The sequence below is a fragment of the Neisseria sp. HMSC067H09 genome (genome assembly GCF_001814135.1).
Classification (GTDB): Bacteria; Pseudomonadota; Gammaproteobacteria; order Burkholderiales; family Neisseriaceae; genus Neisseria.
In genome coordinates, this window is record NZ_KV814907.1 from 124,641 (window position 1) to 130,762 (window position 6,122).

The 6,122-nt window shown below is 51.4% G+C and carries 4 protein-coding genes; 2 read left to right on the forward strand and 2 right to left on the reverse strand.

The genetic code is table 11. The features are described 5' to 3' along the window. Positions 1 to 293 precede the first annotated feature (293 nt). The gene (locus tag HMPREF2954_RS05955; protein WP_045072392.1) at positions 294 to 1,808 is read right to left on the reverse strand and encodes a polyamine aminopropyltransferase; all 1,515 of its coding nucleotides are present in this window, start codon (positions 1,806 to 1,808) and stop codon (positions 294 to 296) included. A gap of 213 nt (positions 1,809 to 2,021) precedes the next feature. On the opposite strand from HMPREF2954_RS05955, the gene purF reads away from it, so the two are divergent. Continuing rightward, on the forward strand, positions 2,022 to 3,566 hold the full coding sequence (gene purF / locus HMPREF2954_RS05960) for an amidophosphoribosyltransferase (RefSeq protein WP_045072491.1): 1,545 nt from the start codon (positions 2,022 to 2,024) through the stop codon (positions 3,564 to 3,566). Between the two features lie 436 nt (positions 3,567 to 4,002). Here purF and HMPREF2954_RS05965 read toward each other — a convergent pair whose 3' ends face one another. Then, positions 4,003 to 4,467: a winged helix-turn-helix transcriptional regulator gene (locus HMPREF2954_RS05965; protein WP_080613830.1), complete on the reverse strand. Its 465-nt coding sequence runs from the start codon at positions 4,465 to 4,467 to the stop codon at positions 4,003 to 4,005. 136 nt (positions 4,468 to 4,603) lie between these two features. Between HMPREF2954_RS05965 and HMPREF2954_RS05970 the strand changes: the two genes are divergently transcribed. Further along, on the forward strand, positions 4,604 to 5,863 hold the full coding sequence (locus HMPREF2954_RS05970) for a D-amino acid dehydrogenase (protein WP_003744261.1): 1,260 nt from the start codon (positions 4,604 to 4,606) through the stop codon (positions 5,861 to 5,863). Positions 5,864 to 6,122: the final 259 nt, after the last annotated feature.

The following is a 6,122-nucleotide window of genomic DNA, read 5'->3' on the forward strand; positions in this document are numbered from 1 at the left end:
CATATCATCAAATTCTGTCATTCCCGTGCAGGCGGGAGTCCATCGTAAAACTTGAGAAACCTTGGTTTGAAAAACAGTTTCTGAATTTCAAAAATGGATTGCCGCCTGCTCAGGAATGACGATAACCGGTAAGGTAAATTGCGTATCGGAGAAAAGTAATCTAGCTATAGCCTGACTTTGGGTTAGCAAACTCGAAAAAAAATAAGAGGAAGAGTTGAAAGCCGGTAGTCGAAAGGTCGCCTGAAAAACAGAAATACTTGGTTTTCAGACGACCTTTGTTTTGGGGAAGCGGCTCAACGAGTTACGTTGCGCCAGTCGCTTTCGAAATAGCTGACGAGGATTTGGTTGTTCAGATAGTTCGGCTCGACCTTGCGCCTTGCCATGTCGGGCGGGAAGCGGAACATTTCGGCGGCGGTTTGGGCGTTCAGATAACGCGTAGGGACGTCGAATTTCTGCGGGACAGGGAATTGCTTATCGAAGCCTGCCAATACAAATCCCCATTCGCCGAAGGAGGGGACGTAAACGTGGTAAGGCGCGGTAGAAAGACCGGCGGCTTCGAGGGTGGCGACGACCGACCAGTAGGCGTTGGGGGCGAAGTAGGGCGAGGTGGACTGGACGACGATTTTGCCCTGCGGCTGAAGATGGCGGGCGACGAGGCGGTACATGGGGACGGAGTAGAGTTTGCCCAGTGAGAAATTGGACGGGTCGGGCAGGTCGATGATGATGACGTCGAATTTTTCAGATGATCCCTCCAGCCATTTGGCGGCATCGTCGTTGACGACGTGCATTTTGGGATGGGACAGCGAGCCTTGGTTGAGCGCGCTTAAGGTGGCGGAGGTTTTAAAAGTGGCGGTCATGTCGGGGTCTAAATCGACCAGGGTAACGTGTTTGACCTGCGGGTATTTCAAGACTTCGCGCGCCGCCAGCCCGTCGCCGCCGCCGAGGATGAGGATGCGGGAGGCGTCGGAAACCATCTGCATGGCGGGCAGGACGAGGGCTTCGTGGTAACGGGCTTCGTCGCGCGAGGAGAATTGCAGGTTGCCGTTGATGTAGAGGCGGGTATCGTCTTTCCAGCGGGTAACGACGAGCCGTTGGTAGGGCGAGTGGCTTTGATAGACGACGGGGTCGCCGAAATAGCTTTGTTCGGCTTTGAAGGAGATGCGGTCGGCGTAGGCGAAAGCAACGGCGAGGACGGACAAGACAATCAGCGCGCGCAGGCGGATGGCGCGGTAGCGGGGCAGTTCGGCTTTGAATACGCGTGCGGTCAGGTAGGCGACGGCGGCGTTGAGGATGCCGAATAAGAGGGCGGAACGCGCCATGCCGAGTTTGGGGGCGAGAAGAAGCGGGAAGAGCAAGGAAACGGCGAGTGCGCCCAAATAGTCGAAGGTCAGGACTTTGGAAACGAGTTCTTTAAACTCTGCGCCTTTGCGGTTTAACACGCGCATCACCAACGGGATTTCCATGCCGACGACCGCGCCGACAATCAGCACGAAGGCGTAGAGCAGGGTGCGGAACGGGGCGGCGGAAAGCCCGAAGGCGACGAACAATGCCAGCGCGGAAATGCCGCCGATGATGCCGACCAGAAGTTCGATTTCGATAAAGCGGTGCAACACGTCTTCGTCTTTAATGTAGCGGGTCAGGTGCGCGCCTATGCCCATCGAAAAAAGATAAAGTCCGATGACAGAGGAAAACTGCAAAATGCTGTCGCCCAAAAGATAGCTCGCCAACGCGGCGATGATGAGTTCGTAGGCGAGGCCGCAACTGGCGACGATGAAGACGGTGATGATGAGGGTGCGGTTGGCGGTCATGGTGTCGTAGGAATGGGGTTTGAGCTGCTATTGTATATTGAAATAGGGATGGTCTGCCGCAGAGGTCGTCTGAAAAACTCCAGCCGTTTGTTCAGACGACGTTTCCGTATTTTTGGGGTTGACATGAAAATATTGTCAACAATTTGGGCAACTTTGTCCGATTTATTCTATAATTCTACTTTCCAAGTTAACCTCGAATTCGGAGAAGACGATATGTGCGGTGTATTAGGTTTGGTCAGCCATGAGCCGGTAAACCAGCTTCTGTACGACGGTTTGCAGATGTTGCAACACAGGGGGCAAGATGCGGCGGGCATTGTAACGGCCGAGGGCGGCACGTTTCACATGCACAAAGGCAAAGGCATGGTGCGCGAAGTGTTCCGCACACGCAATATGCGCGATTTGATCGGCAACGCGGGCATCGCCCATGTCCGTTATCCTACGGCAGGCAACGCGGGCAGCAGCGCGGAGGCGCAACCTTTCTACGTCAGCTCGCCTTTCGGCATCGTTTTGGCACACAACGGCAACCTCACCAACACCGCCGAACTGTATGAAAACGTGTGCAACAAACACCTGCGCCACGTCAACACCAGCTCCGATTCCGAAGTCTTGCTCAACGTATTCGCGCACGAATTGCGCCGCGAAGTCTCTAAAAACGCCAATCCCCACCGGCTCAATATCGACAATATTTTCAACGCCGTTGCCGAAGTCCACCGCCTGGTGCGCGGCGCATACGGCGTGGTTGCCATGATTGCGGGCTACGGTATGCTCGCTTTCCGCGATCCTTACGGCATCCGCCCGCTGGTGTTGGGTTCGCAAACCGACGAGGCAGGCAGAAAATCCTATGCCGTCGCCTCCGAATCCGTTGCCTTCAATACGCTTGCCTACGATTTGGAACGCGATATCCAGCCGGGCGAAGCAGTATTCGTCGGCTTTGACGGCACACTGATTGCCCGTCAATGCAGTGACCGCGCCAAACTCAGCCCCTGCCTCTTCGAATACGTCTATTTTGCCCGTCCCGACTCCGTAATCGACGGCGTATCGGTTTACCAATCGCGTTTGGATATGGGCGTGTCCTTAGCGGAAAAAATCAAACGCGAGCTGCCCGTGGACGACATCGACGTTGTGATGCCCATTCCCGACACCAGCCGCCCCAGTGCGATGGAACTTGCCGTCCACCTCAAAAAGCCTTACCGCGAAGGTTTGATTAAAAACCGCTATATCGGCCGCACCTTTATCATGCCCGGTCAGGCGACGCGCAAAAAATCCGTGCGCCAAAAACTCAGCCCGATGGAAACCGAGTTTGAAGGAAAAAGCGTATTGCTGGTGGACGATTCCATCGTGCGCGGGACAACCAGCCGCGAAATCGTCGAAATGGTACGCGCAGCGGGCGCGCGCAAAGTCTATATCGCCTCCGCCGCTCCCGAAGTACGCTATCCCAATGTGTACGGCATCGATATGCCCACGCGCGAAGAATTGATTGCCAACGGGCGCAGCGCGGCGGAAATTGCCGCCGAAATCGGCGCGGACGGCATCGTTTTCCAAAATTTGAGCGATTTGGAAGCCGTCGTCAAAGCACTCAATCCGAAAATCGAGTCCTTCGATTCGTCCTGTTTCAACGGCATCTATCAAACCGGCGACATCGACCAAGCCTACCTCGACCGCCTGTCCGCCGAGAAATCCGGCTGCGGCGGCTTGAAAGTCCACCCGAGCAGGATGGAACACAGCATCAGCATCAGCGATGCGGGCGACGAAGAATAAAACCGGTTTGAACGATTAAGGCAAAAGGTCGTCTGAAAACCGCCCTCCTTTAAGGGGAAAGGGTTTTCAGACGGCCTTTTCCCTTTGAATGAAAGAGCCTGATTTTGCCAAAGGGTTATTCCTAATTTATTTATACTTCATGGAATATAACTACAAAATACAAAAATACAACAATCAAAGAGAAACTTTACAAGAAAAAACTTGCATTACTTCCGCTTAAAGCGCATAATTCGTCCCGTTAGCTGGTTCGAGTAGTCAGTTAATAGTTTCTCCTCTATTTCTCCTTTGTAGACTTGGCACACATCTTATTGATGTGTGCATTTTTTTGCTTTTTTCTTTCAATCTAATGATATAAGCAAAGAAGTTACAATATTTCATATTTCCCTATCTACTATCTACCAGTGTAATTATTCTAATCTTGGCTTCTGTCCTACACTCAATCCAAATCCAATACCGTTTCTTCTTTTACTTCCTCCATCACCACATAACTTCGGCTTTCCGCCGCGGCAGGCAGGTGCAGTAAAATATTGCCCAACATATCCCGATAGGCCGACATATCGGGCAGGCGGACTTTAATCAGATAATCGTATTCGCCCGATACCAAGTGGCATTCCAAAATTTGCGGAATCCTCATGACTTCCCGACGAAAATCTTCAAAAATATTGCCTGACTTCGAACGCAGCTTCAATTCGACAAAAATCAACAATCCTTTGCCCAATAAATTCGGATTGAGGCGGGCGTGATAGCCGGTAATGAAATTATCGCGCTCCAGCCGTTTGACGCGCTCGGTAACAGGCGTAGTCGAAAGCCCCACTTTCTCCGCCAGCTCCGTCATCGGTATCCGGGCGTTTTGTTGCAGAAATTTTAAAATTTTCAGATCGGTTTTATCCAGTTCTTTCATGATGCTTTTCCTTTTGAATGTCATTAAATAGGGATAATACATACGAAATTATTAAAAATAAAGTGAATATCTCTAATAAAAATATCCTAAACTAGCCATTCATAATCAAAAATAATTTAAATTTTAAGGAGAAGATATGAAGCTGATTGTTTTGGGCGCAGGTATCGCCGGAGTTTCAACCGCATGGTATTTGGCTTCCGAAGGGCATGACGTAACCGTCATCGACCGCGCCGACGATGTGGCAATGGAAACCAGCTTTGCCAATGCCGGGCAGCTCTCTTACGGCTACACCACGCCTTGGGCGGCTCCGGGTATTCCGCTCAAGGCCTTGAAGTGGATGTTCAAGCAACACTCGCCCTTAATTTTTCAACCCGACGGAAGCCTGTTTCAAATCTGCTGGCTCAAACAAATGCTGGACAACTGTACGGCGGAGCGTTATCAAATCAATAAAGAGAGGATGGTTCGGATTTCGGAATACAGCCGTGAAATGTTCCGTCTTTTTAAAGAACAGGAAAACATTGATTTTGAGGGTAGAAACAAGGGGACTTTGCAAATCTTCCGCACGCAAAAAGAAGTTGCCGCGGCTGAAAAAGACATTGCCGTTTTAGAACGTTACGGCGTTCCCCTACGTCGTCTGAAACCTGAAGAATGTTTGGAATTCGAACCCGCGCTACACCATGCTTTACCTAAAATCGCAGGCGGATTGCACCTTCCTGCCGATGCCACCGGCGATTGCCGTCTGTTTACCCGAAAACTGCGCGATTTGTGCATACAGAAAGGCGTGCGTTTTGAATTCGGACATCACATCCGCCGCATCTTACACGACCGATGCCGCGCTACCGCCGTTGAAACCGATCAAGGACAGTTCGGGGCAGACGCATTCGTATGCGCCTTAGGCTGTTTCAGCAGAACGGTTTTGGAGGATTTGGGCTGGGATTTGCCGATTTATCCGGTAAAAGGCTATTCATTGACCGTCCCTGTCGTTCATGATGAAAAAGCACCGGTTTCCACCGTTCTTGATGAAACATACAAAGTTGCCATCACCCGCTTCGACAAACGCATCCGCGTCGGCGGTATGGCGGAGTTGTCAGGTTACGGATTGCATTTATCTGAAAAACGCCGTGCTACTTTGGCATTGGTCGTCAACGACCTTTTCCCGGGCGGCGGAGATTTGCAGCAGGCGGAATTTTGGAGCGGGTTACGGCCGATGACGCCCGACAGCACGCCGCTTATCGGCAAAACACCATTGGAAAACTTGTTTCTGAACACAGGACACGGGACTTTGGGTTGGACCATGTCGCTCGGCTCTGCCAAACTGACCGCCGATATAGTCTGCGGTAAGGAAACCGAAATCGGCAGCGATGATTTGGGTTTGTCTCGTTACACGAAAGTTTGACGGCGCAATGCACTGTCTTTGTAAAAAGGTCGTCTGAAAACGGATATAGCAAGTTTCCTCAAACCTATATTCCGACTTTTCAGGCGACCTTTTTCAATTCGGTATTGTGTTGTTGCGGGTAAAATCCACGCTGCGGCGTTTTTTTGGATTTTCGGCCCGCTACATTTAGTAGAGTGGGGGAGGTTGCAGATATGGCAAAGGTCGTCTGAAAGCCTGGAGTTAAGGTTTCAGACGACCTTGGATTCGGATTTCAAGTGCA

Coding starts and splice junctions, on each gene's coding strand:
- HMPREF2954_RS05955 (WP_045072392.1), bottom strand. CDS start 1,808: ATGACCGCCAACCGCACCCTCATCATCACCGTCTTCATCGTCGCCAGT.
- purF (WP_045072491.1), top strand. CDS start 2,022: ATGTGCGGTGTATTAGGTTTGGTCAGCCATGAGCCGGTAAACCAGCTT.
- HMPREF2954_RS05965 (WP_080613830.1), bottom strand. CDS start 4,467: ATGAAAGAACTGGATAAAACCGATCTGAAAATTTTAAAATTTCTGCAA.
- HMPREF2954_RS05970 (WP_003744261.1), top strand. CDS start 4,604: ATGAAGCTGATTGTTTTGGGCGCAGGTATCGCCGGAGTTTCAACCGCA.